We start from the raw sequence: 16,749 nt of genomic DNA on the forward strand, positions 1-16,749 counted from the left end.
TATTTGCCCCCTCCCCGTCACTGGGTATTACAAAGCGCGTAGTATACGGTTCAGCAACGGCCCCAGTACTTTGAACGACGCCGGTGAAACGATATCTACGTGCGCGCAATCCAGTTCATGCACCTGCAAGGCATCCACGTATTGCGACCAGGTCTGCTGCACATCCATCCCTTCCTGTAAGGTCTGACGCGCAACAAACAACGTCGCCTGCCCTTTGAAGTTCGCCGTATTGGTCGCTGAAAGCAAGCGGACTGAATCGGCATAGTTGGCTTCGATATTATCAAACATCGCCACACGGGTTTCGCCCAATTCAGGATCCAACGCATCCTCAGACACTGCCAGGAACTCCTGACGTTCGCGCTGAACTTCTTTTAGCACGTTGTCATCGAGCATCACATCCCAGTTCTGGGTTTCCGGCGGGTAAGTATCCAGCAACCCAAGGAAGGCCACTTCCTCACCCCGTGCCTGCAATCTGGCAGCGATACCCTGCGCCAAAGTGCCACCCAGTGAATAACCGATAAAGTGATAGGGACCCTTCGGCTGCACCTGCAATACCTTCTCCAGATGCGCGTCGCAGACCTGATCCATATGCTCACTGAGCGCCAGCGGGCCATCAGGACGTGGCGATTGGATCCCCACCAACGACCAATGCTGATCGATATAGCGCGGCAATACACTGAACTGCCAGGAGAATCCAGAAGCAGGATGCAGACAGAACAACGTCGGACCGTCGGTGGTACGCAGTGGCAATATGCTGTCAAAACCCGTCTGGTCCGCTTCTTCCTGCGTGCGCTCTTGCGCCAACAGTTGCGCCAATTGTTCTACACGGGAAGCAACCATCACCTGCCCGACAGACACCACCTTGCCCAGATCACGACGCAGTTCCGCCGCCAGACGCATCGCCAACAACGAGTGCCCGCCAAGCGCAAAGAAATCATCGTCGGCAAATACAGTTTCACGCTGTAGCAAACGGGCGAACACGGCGGCGATTGCCGTTTCCAGCCCCGCTTCAGGTTCACGCCCTGCGGCTCTGACACCGCTTTGCGGTTGCGGTAATGCTTTACGATCCAGCTTGCCATTGGCGCTCAGCGGTAGAGACTCCATCTCAACTAACGCTACTGGCACCATATGTGGCGGCAGACGATCGGCCAGCGCAGCACGCAACGCGTCCAGATCAAGACGCACGCCAGGCTGCGCCACCAGATACCCCACCAGTTGGCGGGCATCTCCACCGCCAGGATCTGTTGGCGTATTATTCAGTACCAGCGCATGCGTAACCGCCTGCTTGATACCCGGTAACGACAGCAGCGCATGATCGATTTCACTCAATTCGATGCGTTGACCACGAATTTTTAGCTGATCGTCACTACGGCCAAGGTATTCCACCTCGCCTCCTGGCAGCCAACGAGCAACGTCACCCGTGCGGTACATGCGACCACCGTCGCCGTCAGGATCTGCCACAAAGCGGCTGGCCGTCAGTTCCGGCCGCCCCAAATAACCCTGCGCCAGCTGTACGCCCGTAAGATACAAATCGCCAGCAACACCGGGCGGCACCGGACGCAGACGTGCGTCGAGGATGCGCAACCCGGTATTCCACACTGGCAAACCGATCGGCACGTTAGCCCCCGTGACAGCGGCCAAGGCCTTGCCCCAGGCAGGATGCCAACTGACATCAACAGCGGCTTCGGTCGGACCATACAGATTGTGCAACGGCACACCTGTGCGACTTTGCCACAAGCGACACAGCTCGGCAGGCAGTGCTTCACCACTACAGAATACCTGTCGTAATGGTGCGCAGCAGGCCACTGCTTGTCGGCTGTCCAACGCCCCCACAAAGGCCGCCAGCATCGAAGGCACAAAGTGCATGGTGGTAACTCTGTACCGGTCAATCAATTGCAGCAGTTGTTCCGGATCACGATGCGCTTCCGGCGGCGCCATAACCAATTGCGCCCCCACCATCAGCGGCCAGAAAAACTCCCACACCGAGACATCAAAGCTGCAAGGGGTTTTCTGCAACACCACATCGCCTGCCGCCATCGGATACTGGTGCTGCATCCACAGCAAGCGGTTGACGATCGCCTGGTGGCCAACCAGCACACCTTTGGGTCGCCCAGTCGAACCAGAGGTAAAAATAATGTAGGCCGGATGATGCGGCGTTGGCCCGTGGAGCACAACGTCTGCCGCACTGCCTGCCGTCAGCGGTGCGTCATACAGGAAAATATCGCCCTTTCCGGCAAAGCGTGCTTGCTGACCAGGCTCGGTGATAATCAGGCGAGGTGCCGCGTCCTCCAGCATCATGCTGAGGCGTTCGTCAGGGTAACCGGTGTCCAGCGGTAAATAAGCCGCTCCGGCCTCAACAATGGCCATTAATGCCAACGACAGGAAAACTGAACGCGGCAACGCGACGGCGACGATATCACCAGGCTGTACGCCCTGCGCTGTCAATTGGCGCGCCAACGCCATCACCTGCTCACGTGTCTCCCGGTAGCTGAATTGATATTGCGCATCAGCCAGTGCCGGGGCATCCGGGGTTTTCTGCGCTTGTTCTGCTAGTAGGCCCGTCAGCGTTTGCGGTGCCACCGGATGCGCAGTGTCGTTAACTCTGGTCAGCAGTTTATGATCTTGCTCGGTAAGCAAATCAGCTTCGCTGATCGGCATCTGCGGCTGAGCGGCAAACTGACGCAACAATAGCGGCAAACGCTGTAAATGTGCAGCCAACTCATCACGCTGATAGCGCTCAGCATTGGCCAGCAGATCAACCTTCAGCGTACCGGATTCATCCAGGTACAGTGCGATTTCCAGATCCCGGACCGGCCCTGAAGCCAATTCATGGGTAATACCTTCAATACCGCCGAAGTCCAACTGGAAGTCGAACATTTTAAAGTTGAACACCGTGCCATACAGCGGCTGAGCATCGCCAATCCGCCCTAGATCACGTTGTACCTGTTCCGCTTCATAGCGCTGATGGCGACGGACGATTTTCAGCTCACGACCAATATTGCCGGCAACGTCGCTCAAGGTCGCCTGCGGATCGAGGTGCATTTCGATCGGCAAAACGTTAATCACCGGCCCATTAGCACACAACGCGGCCGAACCGGTACGGCGCATAAAGATAAAACCTGCGCTGAAACTGGCGTGACCACTCAAGCGGGACACCCATAATGCCACCAGTGCCAACGCCATATCTGCCACGCTGAATTGCTGCTGACCGGCATTGACCAGTTGGTTAAAATCCTGCTGGTCACACAGTTGCGATAACCGATGGATACGGGTGGTCGGCGTCTGCCCAGCCAATGGCTGAGGGCAAAGGGTAGCCGGTGTCGGCAACTGTTGGGCCTTATTCAGCCAAAACGCGGCGTCGCGTTGGCACGTGGACGACTGTGCATAACGCTGATACTCCTCGACCACCTCACTGAATGCGGTGAACGGCGTCGGATCCGGCCGTTCATTACGTAATATTCGGGTGTAAATATGAGCAATTCTGCGGGCAATAGCTGTGAAACTGAAGCCATCAACCAGAATATGGTGATAACGCTGATACCAGAACCAGCGTCGCTCCGACAGGCGGATCAAGATATGCCGATACAGCGCATTGCCGCTGCCGATACGCAAATCGCCGGACATATCCAATTGCATGACAGCACGTGCCGCCGCAGCAGCATCGGGGGAGTCACGCAAATCAATCATCTCAACCGGCAGGATCGCGAGTTGCGGGTCATGCCACTGCACCGGTACCCCATCACGCTCTTCAAAGCGGAACTGCAAGGTATCCACTTCGGATAGGCCCTGCGCAATCGCCTGCATCAAACGATCCTGATCCAACGCGCCATTCAGTTCAATGTAGTGGGAGACCGCATAAGCATTCGCGTGCGGTGAAATTTGATCGGCAACCCAAATTCCGGGTTGCGCAGCGACCAACGGCAGCTCAGTGGCAAGTTGCTGTTCGGCCGATAATAAAGTGCTGTCTGACAAGGTACTGACTCCTGTTTTCGGTATTGGCGCCATCACGCCTTACGCAGTGATGCGGGCCGCATATCCTGCCAATGCTTTTCCAGCCAGTTCACACACTGTGATCGTGCTGCCGGGCCGAATACCGGCGTCCACCCCGCCGGTACTGCGCTAAAATCCGGCCACAGGCTGTATTGTTGTTCGTCATTCTGCACAATCAGGCAGATTTGTTGCTCGTCATCGAACGGGTTCAGAGTTTCCATCGCGGACTCCTTGGACAGAAAAGGTTAGCTTGGCCGAAGACGCAGGATACTGATCTGCCCACAATGCCTGTAGGCCATCGATCAAACCGCCACGCCAACAGAGATAGTCATGCCCGCCGGCAACCGTTCGGTATTGCACCCGGTGACCGGCATCGCGCAACAAATCCGCCATTCGATCATTCACACGATGTGCTACTTTTTCGTGCACCCCGGCTTCCATAAATACTTTCAATGAGCCCTTGCCAACGCCCTGCTCGACTTGACGCAGTAGCCAACCCGCATCGGCCGGTATCTCTTCGCGCTGGTACATGTCACGTCGCGGCCACCAGAAGGAGCCTGACTGACTGATCACTCCACCGAAGCACTGTGGCCAATGCAACCCGGCATACAGTGAAGACAAACCACCAAAACTTTGACCGCACACCAGGGTGCGAGCAGGATCACGGCTGTGCGGCGCCCATTCGGCAACCTGCGGCAGCAATTCTTCTTGCACCGCTAGCCAGAAATCTTCATTACAGGCTAATTCCTGCGTACGGTGTTTGAGGTCGATGATGTCGATCAGCAAATAAACCGCTTCCGGCAGTTTGCCCTCACGGGTTAACTGCATCAGCGGATCCCAGACGGGCATGTTGTTCGACCAGAACTGGCCATCCAGTAACACCGCCAATGGACGCTGCCCCGGGTTACTTTCACCCGTGGTATACACCCACACATTACGGGTATTCCCCAACCGTTCACTGTGCCAACTGTGGCGCTGTAATCTCGCCGGAGGGGCTGGCGTGCAACGTCCGCTGGCGACCGCGTAGCGATCAAAATCCTGCCAGGCGGGTTGCGCCGGCGCTTCCGGCATATGCAAACCTGACAGCACATTGCCACTGACACCTGCCCAAGAACGGTGAGGATTAAGCAGGTCTTGAGTGGCGCCGGCAAACACCTGGTGCCACCAGTGACGAATCGAGTGCATATTCGCATGCGCATCGTCATCACTCTGTTCCAGAGGACGGTCATCCATGCAGGGGATAAAACAGTAACTGCCACGCCAGTCGGCGCTGAGTTCAGTTTGCCAGTACCAAACGTCGGTTCCTTCCAATCGTTGCAAGCTCTGTGGCGGCGATGATTGATGGTGGTCGGTCAGGCAATTGATGTGGATCCAGACGCGTTGATAGGCTGAAGTGAGCTCACATCCCTGAGGATCACGCCATAAAAATGTGACCTTCCCTCGCCCATTCCCTTGCAGCTCCACCAGCGGCGTGCCGCGTTTGGCAATATTCAGCCACCATCCATGGCGCCCGGCGTGCTTGCTCGATAATAATCTGCTGCTTTCTGACTCGGATTTTGTTTTCAAAACGCCTATTCACTATTTAGCTGGCAGCTTCAGGAAAGCCGGTAAATTCGCGGCGCGAGGCGCTGCCCAAGAAAACGGTAAACCGAATACTATTGATAATTATTTGCGTTTGCAATAGTGTGTGTAGGCTCGTAAACAGGGCAGGTATTCTTCAACAGGGATGGATACCGGATTTTAGCGCTAAATCCGATGCTGTTGCCGTTGCGTCTCGGCCAGTTGGATTTTTATTTTCGAAAACACAAAAACTACAACCGCCCTTCTCTCAGCCGGTGGCCTACTGCGTCGGTGCCCCGGGAAAGGCAGCAAGGTAGGAACACTCACATGAACCGCAAATTATCTCGTTACTCCTTAGCCACACTCATCGGGTTAGGGTTAGGCGCGTCCGCCTTTGCGCACGCCGCACAGCAAACTGATACCACCGCAGAAACAGACACTGTCGCCAAAAATAAAAAAGAAGCCGCCGAAGACACCATTGTTGTCACCGCCGCCAAGCAGAATCTGCAGGCTCCGGGGGTTTCCACTATCACTGCCGAGGAAATCAAAAAGCGCCCACCCGCACGCGATATCAGTGAACTGATTCGTACCATGCCTGGCGTTAACCTAACCGGTAACTCTACCAGCGGTCAGCGTGGCAACAACCGTCAGTTAGATATTCGCGGCATGGGCCCGGAAAACACCCTGATCCTGATCGACGGCAAACCGGCTACCAGCCGTAATTCGGTACGTCAAGGCTGGCGTGGTGAACGTGATACCCGCGGCGATACCGGCTGGGTACCACCAGAGATGATTGAACGCATTGAAGTGTTGCGCGGCCCAGCTGCGGCACGCTACGGCAACGGTGCCGCCGGCGGCGTGGTCAACATCATCACCAAGAAAAACACCAAAGAGCTGCACGGCTCTCTGAATGCGTTTTTCAACGTACCGCAGCATAAGCAAGAAGGTTCTACCAAGCGCACCGACTTTAGCCTGTCTGGTCCGTTGACCGACGAACTCAGCTTCCGTTTGTTCGGTGGTTACAGCAAAACTCAGGCCGATGCGTGGGATATTAACGAATCACATAAATCTTACCGTGCAGGTGCCTATGCCAACAGCGTGCCAGCCGGACGCGAGGGCGTAGAAGACAAAAATATCGATGCCATGTTGCATTGGGATTTTGCACATTTGCAGTCACTTGAGTTTGAGTATGCCTACGGTCGCCAGGGCAACCTGTATGCCGGTGATACTCAAAACACCAACTCCAATGCGCTGGTACAGAGCAACTACGGCAAAGAGACTAACCGCATTTACCGCGAAACCTTCGGCCTCAACCATCGTGGAGCCTGGGATAACGGTGTCAGCACCAACAACTATATTCAGTTCGAACGCACACGTAATACCCGTTTGAATGAAGGTCTGGCCGGCGGTACTGAAGGCATCTTCGATACTAAAAATAACGGCTTCGGCACCACCAAACTGGACGATTTCCTGGCTCACAGCGAAGTCAGCGTACCGTTTGAACTGGGCGTGACGCAAACTGCGACTGTGGGAACCGAGTGGAACCAACAGAAAATGAAGGATGGTTCTTCCACCAGCCAAACGCTGATGGGCGGCACCATTCCTGGCCAAGAAACCGGTACACGTAGCCCTTATGCATCTGCGCATATCTTCTCGCTGTTTGCCGAAGACAACATGGAGCTGACTGATACCACCATGCTGACGCCAGGTCTGCGTTACGATCTGCACTCTGAGTCAGGCAACAACTGGAGTCCGTCGCTGAATCTGTCACAGGAACTGGGCGATTTCTTCACCCTGAAGATGGGTATCGCCCGCGCCTATAAAGCGCCAAACCTGTACCAGACCAACCAAAACTATTTGCTCTATAGCAAAGGCCAAGGTTGTGCAGCCGGCGATGTCAAAAATGGCTGTTACCTGCTCGGTAACGACGATCTGAAGGCGGAAACCAGCGTCAACAAAGAAGTTGGCCTAGAGTTCCATAACGACGGCTGGTTGGCTGGTGTGACTTACTTCCGTAACGATTACCACAACAAAATTGAAGCAGGTAATAGTCGCATCGGTACCAGCAGCACCGGTACAGCTATTTACCAATGGGAAAACGTACCTAAAGCGGTAGTGCAGGGCTTAGAAGGCACGTTGAACGTACCGGTCAGCGAGAGCGTGTCCTGGACCAACAACGCCACCTACATGATTGAAAACAAGAATAAGAGCACCGGTGATTACCTGTCGATTATTCCTGAATTCACCATCAACTCAACCCTGAGCTGGCAAGCAACCCAAGAGCTGTCGATGCAATCGACCCTGACTTGGTACGGCCGCCAGAAACCGAAGAAGTACAACTATCAGGGCAAACCGGTTAGCGGTACCGAAACCAAGGAAGTCAGCCCGTACGCTGTGGTTGGTGCCAGCGCAACCTATGATGTGACCAAGAACGTCAGCGTAACTGCCGGTATCGACAACCTGTTCGATAAACGCCAATTCCGTGAAGGTAACTCGCAGAACGTCGGCGACCCAATAACCGGTACCATTAACATTGCCGGTGCAGGGGCTGCTACCTACAACGAGCCAGGCCGGACTTACTATATGAGTGTGAATACCCATTTCTAAACGTCCGCTCAAACAAGGCTGCTAACGCCATGTGAAAGGGCTAAACCCTTTGCCAACGACCCCAGGGGCTGCCAATGCAGCCCCTGTTTTATTATTTCTCCAGTGAGACTTGTTTGAAGATGTGCTTACCAAACGGATCAATCTCGTAACCTTTCACCTCTTTGCGCACCGGTTCAAAAATGGTCGAGTGAGCAATCATCATTGCCGGCATTTGTTCATGCATCATCACCTGCGCCTGTTCGTACATCGCCACCCGCTTAGTATGGTCGTTCTCTTCACGCGCCTGTAGGATCAACTTATCAAACGGCGGATAGCACCACTTGGCCGAGTTTGAACCCCCGTTGGCTGAAACGCAGGTAAACAGAGGCCCGAAGAAGTTATCCGGATCGCCATTGGCAGTAGTCCACCCCATCAATGCCGTTTGATGCTCACCATTTTTTATCCGCTGAAGATATTCGCCCCACTCGAAGGTAACAATCTTTGCCTTCACACCAATCTTCGCCCAGTCAGACTGGATCATCTCCGCCATGCGTTTGGCATTCGGGTTATACGGACGCTGCACCGGCATTGCCCACAAATCGATAGCAAAACCCTGCCCCAGACCCGCCTCTTGTAGCAGCTGTTTAGCTTTTTCCGGTGAGTACGGGTAATCCTCAATCTTGGCATTACTGCCCCATTGCGTCGGTGGCAGTAAGTTTTTTGCCGGTTGGCCCGCGCCGTGGAACACCGCTTCGAGGATCGCCGGCTTGTTCACCGCCAGCGCCAGGGCCTGTCGCACCTTGAGGTTATCCAGCGGTTTTTTCTGGGTATTGAACGCCAGAAAACCGATATTCAGCCCAGATTTTTCCATCACCTGAATATTGGGATCTTGGCGCATCCGTGCCAGATCCGCCGGATTAGGGAACGGCATCACCTGGCACTCATTCTTTTGCAATTTGGCATAGCGTACTGCCGCATCTGGAGTGATCGAGAATACCAACCGATCAATCTTCGGCTTGCCTTCCCAATAGTGATCAAACGCCTTGTAGAGGATCTTCGCATCCTTCTGGTACTGCACCAATTGGAACGGCCCGGTACCTATTGGGTCGTTATCCACCCGCTGCGGCGTACCGGCTTTCAGCATGGCATCGGCATATTCGGCTGAAAGAATAGAGGCAAAGTACATGCCGAGATCGGCCACAAAGGGTGCTTCGGCCCGCGAAAGCTCGAAACGCACGGTGTTGTCGTCAACTTTGACAATCTGGTTGATCAGCGTGCCAAACTCCATCGACTCGAAGTTGGTATAAGCACCGTTAGAAACTTTGTGATAGGGGTTATTTGCGTCCTTTTGTCGCATGAAGGAGAAAATGACGTCGTCGGCATTGAAGTCGCGGGTTGGCGTAAAGTATTTATTACTCTGGAATTTCACCCCTTTCCGCAGATGGAAAGTGTAATGCTTTCCGTCTTCACTCACCTGCCAGCTTTCCGCCAGGCTAGGTTGCAGCTCGACGGTGCCGACTTTGAAATCCACCAGCCGGTTGTAAATCGTCGCCGAACTGGCGTCAACCGTTGGACCGGAGGTAAATAACTGCGGATTAAACCCTTCCGGCGAACTTTCGGAACAATAAACCAGCGTATTGGCGTGCGCACCACTCATCACAGCCATCGCTAACAATCCCAGTGTCGTTGTTATTGCTTTTTTATTCATTGTGCCATCCCCAGAGTAGAAATCAGACTCGAGGGATACCAATAAATCATGCAGTTAGGGATGTAAAGGACAAATTATGAGCACAAAAACGGGGAGTGCTGGATGCCGCGCCCCCCGTGGTTAAGACGTCTGCTGAAATTAAATCATCTGGCTGAAGTTCATCTGTGCCATCAGTTTATAGTTGTCAGCGTAATCGACCGGAATGGCCACAACGACTGGCCCCTGTATTTCCATTGCTTTACGCAGCATCGGTCGCAAATCCTCCACCGATTGCACGGCAAATCCGACCGCACCACAGGCTTCCGCATAGGCTTTAAAATCGATTGGGCCAAATTCCACCCCGGATTTGCGCTGGTATTTGTTCACCTCCTGCATTTCCACCATGTTGTAGGCGTTATCTACCCAAATCACGTGCACAATATTATTTTTCAGCCGTACTGCCGTTTCCAGTTCCATGCTCGATTGCATAAAACCACCGTCACCTGAAATCGACACCACTTTGTCTCCCGGACGTACCAGCGCCGCACCGATCGCCCACGGCAACGCCACACCCATGGTCTGCTGGCCATTGGAAATCAACAACTGACGTGCACGGAAACTGTAAAGATAGCGTGCAATCCAAATGTGGAAACTGCCCATGTCAACACACAGCGTCACATCGTCGCTGACAATATCCTGCAACTCTTTAACGATACGCAACGGGTGAATTGGCATGCCACCGCGTCGTGCAGCGCGTTCTGCCAATTCGTTGCGCTGGCGGCCAAGATCACTGAGGATCAATTCAACCTCTGCCGGTACGCTCACAACCCCGTTAAAGGCTTCGGTCATCATGTCGAGAGTAGCGCTGATATTGCCTACCAGCTCAACGTCTGGGCGGTAACAGGTATCAATGTCTGCCGGCAGCACATCAATATGCACCAGTTTTAATCTGCCCTGGCTGTTCCACATGCAGGGATCGTACTCGATCGGGCCATAACCGACACTGACCACCAGATCCGCCTTCTGCAATAACTGATCGGCAGGTTGGTTGTTGAATAATCCGACACGGCCGGCAAAACGGGCAAAGTGATTAACGTCGATCACCCCCGCCGCCTGATAAGTCCCCACGACCGGCATATGAGTGCGGTGTAACAAATGACGCACCGCCTCGCTATTTTCCGGACGGCTGGCCTGTAGACCAAGCAACAGCACCGGGCATTTCGCTTGCTGGATCAGTTTTACTGCGGCATGAATATCCTCGGTCGCAGCAGCGCCCATGCGCGGCAATCGGCAACCCGCCAGCACAGGCGCACTGACCGGCTCATTGACGATGTCCATTGGCAGGCTGACGAACGAGGCTCCCGGACGACCAAATTCAGCGTGACGGAAAGCATTGGCGATCACTTCAGAAATAGCCGAACCTGCATGCACTTCGGCGCAATACTTGGTTACCGGGCGGAACATGCTGACGGTATCCATGCTCTGGTGAGTCTGCTTCAGGTTATCAGCACGTTTCACAGCCCCGCCAAACGCCACCACCGCATCCCCTTCCGAAGTCGCGGTTGCCAGCCCGGTAATCAGGTTGGAACTGCCCGGCCCAGAGGTCACCAACGCGACCCCGGCTTTGCCGGTTAAGCGCCCGACCGCCGCCGCCATAAATGCCGCGTTGGCTTCATGACGCACGACCACGGTTTCTATCGATGGTGCGTCCTCCAGCGAATCGAATACACGGTCGATCTTGGCCCCCGGGATACCGAATACGTGTTTGACGCCTTGCGCCTCCAAATTTTTCACCACTAAATCTGCGCCGCATGACCAGTTATGGTCTGTATTTGCCTTGCTCATGGAATACCTCCTGAAAATAAACCCAAGACTGTCGCGGAATTAACCCTCGGCAGAACGAATCGCGCGATCCAAATCCTCTGGACAGAGGTCGGCACGCAGAAAATCCGCATCATGCGGCAACTGAAGATTGAGACGGGTGATCACACCAAATTGCAGGCGGCCATGGTCGAGTTGGTAATCCAGTACGTGACCACCACCGTTACGATCGTCGGTGATAAAATGTTCGTGATAACCGGCGACCCCAACGCCCTGCATATAATCAGGCGAACGGAAACCGACCAACGTGCCCTTCCGCTGACGGAAAGCAAATGTAGGCTGCTCCTCGATCGCTTCTAACATCGGGCGATAAGGACGCTCCTGACGAGGCACTGTGCGGGTTTCCACATGGCTGAACTCACCGTCAACACGCACTGCACAGAACAGGTTTGGTGAAGCAACTTGCTCGTCAATGCACTGGTGCAGTTGCGCCTTGGTGATCGGACGATCAAAGTGTTGGGTGATGCTCGGTTGGAAAAAGGTGACAACGGCAAACGGGGTTTTTTGCTGCAAGCTGGCCGGCCGCGCGCTACCGTCGGCGCGTAACTGGTGAATTTCCTTGTCGAAGGCGATCAGTTCACCGTCAAGGTGATTGAAAGTGCCCAGGCCGAAGTTACCGTGCCTGAGCAATTCGGCAATAGTAGTCTCCCCTTCGTAAACGCCGCTGATTAACGCGCTCATCAGCGAGATTTGATAAATCTCGCCCTCCCCAACGCTCAGCGACTGCCTGGCAAACCCCTGCGCCAAATGCTGCGCACAAGAACAGCCGTGGTTTTCGTTCATAACCTACTCCTCCACCAGCGCGGAGTGATATACCCCGCGCGTTCAAAATGCTCACATGAGGGTGAGCAAAGATGTCGCCTATGGCCCGTTCGGTTGGAACGATTCAGCCAATGGCGACAAAAAAACCGGCACGGCTGGCCGGCGACACTCAACATCAACAACGGTTTAGATTCACTAATCATTGTTGGTAAATAGAGTGTCAAATTGAACGGTTAATCTGGTGTTGAAGCAGTTATCAATGTCACAGGCACACGCTGGAACCTGAGAAAAACCTGTTATCTAATGTTCTTAAAACCGCACGATTTATGCATTTTCTCTCTGAGCGGTGAGGATCACAGCAAACTCTTACCTGCCGTAAGCCCCCAAAAAGAGTAGCTTCAATACGGTGAACGGAGAACCTGGTATTCATAAGAAACGCTTTTGCATATAATGCAAAGATGAATGACGCCCGTTATGTAGAACATCTACCCATATTTCTTGAAGTCGCCCTGCTCGGCAGCTTCTCCGCTGCCGCTCGCAAGCTGGGCATGGTGCCCTCTTCACTGGTTCGCCATGTTGATGCGCTGGAAAGCGCGCTGGGTGCCACTGTGTTTATCCGTTCAACACGTGGTCTGATGCTGACGGACGCAGGGGAAATGCTGCAGGCCAGAGCAGCCGCGTTGCTGGCGGATATCACCGATATTCGAGCCGAACTGGCATCGTTAAGTGATATGCCACAGGGCACTTTACGCATCAGCTGTCTGCCAACCTTTGGCAAGACGTACATCTTGCCGCTGTTACCGACCCTAGCCGAACGCTATCCGCAGTTATTTGTTGAGCTGGATTTAACCGAGCGCCAAACCGACCCGACACAAGAACTTCTGGATGCCGCCATTCGCATCGGCGAACAAAAAGACAGTGGGCTGTACGCCAGCCGCATAGCAACCCAACGCTGGGTGATGTGTGCCAGTCCCGACTATCTCGCCCGCTACGGGCAACCAGCCGATCTGAATGCGTTACCTGAGCATCGCCTGATTGCTCGCTACCACAAACAGCAGCCCGCCTGCTGGGCACAAATTCTCAATGTTCCGCTAATGAGTCGATGCAGTATGGTGCTGCGTTGCGATGACTTTACCGCTCAACACCAGGCAGCGCTGATGGGAATGGGGATCGCCTTTTTACCCAACTGGGTTGTAGGACCGGATATTCAGGCTGGTCGATTGATACAAGTACTGGAAGATCCGCGTCAGGAGCAGCAAGGTATTTACCTGCTGCGGCCCGTAGCAAAAATGTCAGTCCGATTGAACCTGTTCATTACCTTACTGAAGCAAAACATCGGTCAGCCACCCAGTTGGGAATGAAGTGGTGATATTCGGCCATACAACGCCGGGTTGTCGCTTTCGTCTTTCAGTTCGATTCCGGTCAAACGGCGTTGGAAAGCCTGCTCCAGCAACCACGCCAGCTTGAACGCTGCCTGCGGATAATCCAATCCCTCTGGGCGCACGTTGGAAATACAATTACGCTCCGATTCACGCCGCTGGGTGTTCGGTCCCCAGGTGAGATAGATCCCCAGACTGTCCGGCGATGATAACCCCGGTCGTTCGCCGATCAACATCACGACCGCCCTGGCCCGTAAACACTCACCAATATCATCCCCAAGCGCGACCCGAGACTGATGCGCCAGAACCACGGGCGCCACCGAGAGTGATAGCTGTTCGAGATAAGGCCGTAATGCCTGTAACAAGGGCAGCGCCTGACGATGTACCGCTTTGGAGGACAAGCCATCTGCAACCACCAGCAATAAATCAGCGGGCTTGTCCGTTAGGCCCAGCAACAGATTGCGGCTGTCCGACGCCAGCCTGCGCCCCAGATCTGGCCGACTGAGATAAGCGGTGCGATCGCAAGCAAGGCTGTGCACCGTCAACGTCTGCCAGCCTTGCTGCTGTAACGTCTCTGCCAGCGTATCGCTGTCGAACGGCTGATGTACCGCATCGCGCGCTTGCGCATGCGCCAAACCGAATTTAAGCAACTCCTGGGTCGGTAAGCTGGACCCTGTGCGCCCCAGTGCAATACGTGCGTCGGTGAAGGCACGCAGCGCGTCCCAGCTGTTGACGTGGACCGGTTTGCTCATCCTCTCTCTCCCTGTAGCGCCAACAACAATGGGTGATTGGCAGCAGTGTCGCGCAAGCGCCCCAGTTCGTCAGTGATGTGCATTTTCGTTAACCAGTCGGCGAATTCCGGCGCGTGCTTCAGTCCCAGTAATTCACGGATGTACAACGCGTCGTGAAATGAAGTGCTTTGATAATTGAGCATGATGTCATCCGCGCCCGGTACGCCTATCAGGAAGGTCAATCCGGCGGTGGCCAACAGCGTCAGCAACGTGTCCATATCGTCCTGATCTGCCTCTGCGTGATTGGTGTAACACACATCACAACCCAATGGCAGGCCAAGCAATTTGCCACAGAAGTGATCCTCCAACCCGGCACGGATGATCTGTTTGCCGTCGTATAAATACTCCGGACCGATAAACCCGACCACGGTATTGATCAGCAACGGGGAGAAATGACGCGCTACCGCGTAGGCGCGCGCCTCACACGTTTGCTGATCAACACCATGGTGTGCATTGGAGGACAAACAGCTGCCTTGTCCGGTTTCGAAGTACATAACGTTATTGCCTACAGTACCGCGATGGAGGCTCAGCGCCGCCTGCTGAGCCTCTGCCAGCAGTGCGAGATTAATACCGAAACCGCTGTTGGCCGCTTCAGTGCCGGCGATAGACTGAAACACCAAATCCACCGGCGCACCACGATCCATCAAACGCAGCGTATTGGTTACATGCGTCAGCACGCAGGATTGTGTAGGAATCGCGAAACGTTGAATAATGTCGTCCAGCATGTAGTTCAATTTTTCCAGTAACGGCAGGCTGTCGCTGGCCGGGTTGATACCGACGACTGCATCACCACTGCCATATAACAGGCCATCGAGCATACTGGCAGCAATCCCCTGCAAACTGTCGGTAGGATGATTGGGCTGTAACCGCACGCTGAGGTGGCCAGGAAGGCCGATGGTATTGCGAAAGCACGTGACGACCCGGCATTTCTTCGCAACCAAAATCAGATCCTGATTGCGCATCAGTTTGCTCACTGCTGCCGCCATTTCTGGCGTAATGCCTGGAGCCACCAGCGCCAACATCTCGCTATCTGCCTGTTCACTCAGCAGCCAGTCACGAAAATCCCCCACGGTCAGATGCGAAATGGGTGCAAAAGCCAGAGGATCATGGCCATCGATAATCAGTCGGGTAACCTCATCCTGCTCATACGGCACCAGCACCTGTTGGAGAAAACTTTTCAGTGGTACGTCTGCCAGCGCAATGCGTGCCGCCATACGTTCCTCTGCACTGTCTGCCGCCACTTCCGCCAGATAGTCGCCGGAACGTGCCGGTGATGCCTTGGCCATCAATTGGCGTAAGTCACCAAAACGGTAACTGCGCCGGCTAAGCGTTGCCTGATACATTGCGCCCCCTGTTCTGCCCTGAATAACCACCTGAAGTTGCAAACCCTGTACCAAGTGTAGTCAGTCCATCGTCGAAATTATTTTTTACCGAAAATCATCCGATTAGCCTCTCCCAGAAACCTAACGAACCCCGGATAAGATGCACTAAAATCATGCACGGCATTCCGCCCGCAGGCGCTTCAGGTTAAAGTAGCCGCAACAAAGGAGAGGTAATGAACCGGCAACAGCAAATTATCCAGTGGTTACAGCAAGATAGTGAAAGAATGGCCGCATTGCGTACCGCACGGCGACTCGGTCTGAATGACTGGTGCCTGGGCGCTGGCTTTGTGCGTAACCTGGTATGGGACCAGTTGCATGGTTACGCCACACCGACACCGCTCAATGACATTGACGTGATTCATTATGATCCACAGCGACCAGAAGCAGAGCGTGACCAAATGCTGGAAAGACGGTTGCAGGAGTGGATGCCGCAGCCCTGGTCAGTGAAAAATCAGGCGCGCATGCACCTGCGCAGCGGTCGAGCGCCCTACCTTAACAGTGAAGATGCCATCAGCTTTTGGACCGAGAGAGAAACAGCGGTTGGCGCACGCCTGAATGCCGATGACAGCATTACATTGGTGGCACCATTCGGCCTCGACGGATTGTTTGCTGACACCATCACTTTCAATACGAAAAACGGCGATATCAATGCCTATGAACAACGGGTTACGGCCAAAGGTTGGCTGCAACACTGGCCACGCCTGCGGCAAATTCGTGGGTAAAGTTTTACC

General features: G+C 54.4%; 11 protein-coding genes. 3 read left to right on the forward strand and 8 right to left on the reverse strand.

Annotated elements, in window-relative coordinates; translation table 11 throughout:
• Positions 1–27: 27 nt before the first annotated feature.
• Genes SGBXF1_RS17370 through fes form a run of 3 tightly spaced genes read right to left on the reverse strand, consistent with a single transcriptional unit; the run spans position 28 to position 5,556 of the window.
• Positions 28–3,972 carry an enterobactin synthase subunit F gene (locus SGBXF1_RS17370; RefSeq protein ID WP_186427255.1) on the reverse strand — a complete coding sequence of 1,315 codons (3,945 nt, stop codon included), beginning with the start codon at positions 3,970–3,972 and terminating at the stop codon, positions 28–30.
• 32 nt (positions 3,973–4,004) lie between these two features.
• Positions 4,005–4,211: an MbtH family protein gene (locus SGBXF1_RS17375; protein ID WP_037423971.1), complete on the reverse strand. Its 207-nt coding sequence runs from the start codon at positions 4,209–4,211 to the stop codon at positions 4,005–4,007.
• A complete protein-coding gene (fes, locus tag SGBXF1_RS17380; protein ID WP_186427256.1) occupies positions 4,186–5,556 on the reverse strand; it encodes an enterochelin esterase in 1,371 nt (456 codons plus the stop codon). Before fes ends, SGBXF1_RS17375 begins: the two co-directional genes overlap by 26 nt.
• 321 nt (positions 5,557–5,877) lie before the next feature.
• On the opposite strand from fes, the gene SGBXF1_RS17385 reads away from it, so the two are divergent.
• Positions 5,878–8,157 carry a TonB-dependent siderophore receptor gene (locus SGBXF1_RS17385; RefSeq protein WP_130381601.1) on the forward strand — a complete coding sequence of 760 codons (2,280 nt, stop codon included), beginning with the start codon at positions 5,878–5,880 and terminating at the stop codon, positions 8,155–8,157.
• 91 nt (positions 8,158–8,248) lie between these two features.
• Here SGBXF1_RS17385 and SGBXF1_RS17390 read toward each other — a convergent pair whose 3' ends face one another.
• The 3 genes from SGBXF1_RS17390 to budA form a co-directional block, all read right to left on the reverse strand.
• The gene (locus tag SGBXF1_RS17390; protein ID WP_186427257.1) at positions 8,249–9,844 is read right to left on the reverse strand and encodes an ABC transporter substrate-binding protein; all 1,596 of its coding nucleotides are present in this window, start codon (positions 9,842–9,844) and stop codon (positions 8,249–8,251) included.
• Positions 9,845–9,982: 138 nt separating this feature from the next.
• Positions 9,983–11,668, reverse strand: a complete 1,686-nt coding sequence (gene alsS, locus SGBXF1_RS17395; protein WP_061808095.1) for an acetolactate synthase AlsS — start codon at positions 11,666–11,668, stop codon at positions 9,983–9,985.
• A gap of 39 nt (positions 11,669–11,707) precedes the next feature.
• A complete protein-coding gene (gene budA / locus SGBXF1_RS17400; protein WP_037423980.1) occupies positions 11,708–12,487 on the reverse strand; it encodes an acetolactate decarboxylase in 780 nt (259 codons plus the stop codon).
• Between the two features lie 437 nt (positions 12,488–12,924).
• Between budA and SGBXF1_RS17405 the strand changes: the two genes are divergently transcribed.
• The gene (locus SGBXF1_RS17405; RefSeq protein ID WP_186427258.1) at positions 12,925–13,827 is read left to right on the forward strand and encodes a LysR family transcriptional regulator; all 903 of its coding nucleotides are present in this window, start codon (positions 12,925–12,927) and stop codon (positions 13,825–13,827) included.
• On the opposite strand, the gene eutC is transcribed toward SGBXF1_RS17405, so the two are convergent.
• Both eutC and SGBXF1_RS17415 read right to left on the reverse strand, forming a co-directional pair.
• Positions 13,806–14,597, reverse strand: coding sequence for an ethanolamine ammonia-lyase subunit EutC (gene eutC, locus SGBXF1_RS17410; RefSeq protein ID WP_130381607.1), 792 nt, complete (start codon positions 14,595–14,597; stop codon positions 13,806–13,808). The two genes, SGBXF1_RS17405 and eutC, sit on opposite strands and share 22 nt — an antisense overlap.
• Positions 14,594–15,979, reverse strand: a complete 1,386-nt coding sequence (locus SGBXF1_RS17415; RefSeq protein WP_186427259.1) for an ethanolamine ammonia-lyase subunit EutB — start codon at positions 15,977–15,979, stop codon at positions 14,594–14,596. The genes eutC and SGBXF1_RS17415 overlap by 4 nt, the downstream gene beginning before the upstream one ends.
• Positions 15,980–16,191: 212 nt before the next feature.
• Here SGBXF1_RS17415 and SGBXF1_RS17420 point away from each other — a divergent pair, with 212 nt between their 5' ends.
• Positions 16,192–16,740, forward strand: coding sequence for a nucleotidyltransferase family protein (locus tag SGBXF1_RS17420; protein WP_186427260.1), 549 nt, complete (start codon positions 16,192–16,194; stop codon positions 16,738–16,740).
• The last annotated feature ends 9 nt before the right edge of the window (positions 16,741–16,749 follow it).

Origin of the sequence: Serratia grimesii (assembly GCF_900186025.1) — a bacterium.
GTDB classification, from domain to species: domain Bacteria; phylum Pseudomonadota; class Gammaproteobacteria; order Enterobacterales; family Enterobacteriaceae; genus Serratia; species Serratia grimesii.